At 74.0% G+C, this 1198-nt stretch carries 2 protein-coding genes; both read left to right on the top strand.

Going from position 1 to position 1198, the window contains the following annotated elements; all coding sequences use genetic code 11:
• On the top strand, nt 1-1019 hold a 1019-nt coding region (locus HW577_RS25335; protein WP_232475243.1), incomplete at its 5' end, for an ABC transporter substrate binding protein.
• The coding region (locus HW577_RS25340) for a hypothetical protein (protein ID WP_198378852.1) at nt 1019-1198 on the top strand (180 nt) is incomplete at its 3' end. The genes HW577_RS25335 and HW577_RS25340, both read left to right, overlap by 1 nt.

A 1198-nucleotide genomic window follows, 5' to 3' on the forward strand; every position in this document is an offset into this window, starting at 1 on the left:
CGCCCGGCGATCGGGGTGGCGGCATGATGGCCGCCTCGCGCCGCGCGCTGCTCGCCACGGCGGGGCTCGGCCTCGCCGCGCCGGCGCTCGCCACAGGACGGCCCCCGCGCATCCTGATGATCCTGTTCCGTGGCTGGGAGGAAGCTTGCGACGGCTTCCGCGACTATTTCGCCGCGCGGCGGATGCCCGTGGACCTCATCGTGCGCGACGTGGCGCAGGACCTCTCCCGCGTGCCGGCGCTGGTGCGCGAAGCCAGGGTAATGCGGCCCGACCTCGTGTACCTGTGGGGCACCACGCTGACGATGGCCGTGCTCGGCCCCTGGGACGCGCATGACCCGGATCGCCATCTCAGCGGCATCCCGGCGGTGTTCAACATCGTCACCGACCCGGTCGGCAACCGCATCGTGCGATCCCGCGCCGCGCCCGGCCGGCCCGTGACCGGCACCGAGTACATCGCCCCCGTGGCGGTGCAGCTCGAGGCGATCGCCGCCTATCGCCCCTTCCGCCGGATCGCCGCGCCCTTCAACCCGCGCGAGCAGAACTCCGCGCGGCTGGTCGAGGAGATGGGCCTGCTGCTCGCCGCGCGCGGCGCCGCGCTGCAGAAGCTCCCCGTGCCGGTGCGCGCGGATGGCCGACCGGATCCCTCGGCCCTTCCTGCCATGCTGCGCGCCGCGCGCGACGGCGGCGCGGAATGGCTCTACATCCCGCCCGATACCTTCCTCAACGACCACCGCGCCCTGCTCACGCAGACAGCGATCGCCGAGGGGCTGCCGACCTTCTCGGCTTCCGAGCGCTTCGTCGCCTTCGCCGACGGGCTTGCCGGGCTCGTCAGCCGCTACACCAGCGTCGGCGCCTTCACCGCCTTCAAGGCGGAACAGATCCTCGCGGGCGGGCGCGACCCGGGCACCATCCCGGTCGAGACGCTGACGCGCTTTTCCTACCAGATCCGCATGGAGACGGCGCGGCTGCTCGGCGCCTATCCGCCGGTCGGCCTGCTGCGCATCGCGGAGCCGGTCTGATGCTGCTGCGCACGCGCATCGCCATCCTCGCCGCGGTCACGCTGCCCATCGTCGCGGCCGCGGTCGCGCTGCCCGCCTGGCTGCTTCTGGAGGAACGCGGCGCGCGGATCGCGACGCTGCGCCTGGCCCAGCAGGAGGCCGAGGTGGCGCGCGTGCTCGACGCGGCGGCGCGCCCGCTC

This window comes from Neoroseomonas rubea (genome assembly GCF_016106015.1).
Taxonomy (GTDB): Bacteria; Pseudomonadota; Alphaproteobacteria; order Acetobacterales; family Acetobacteraceae; genus Neoroseomonas; species Neoroseomonas rubea.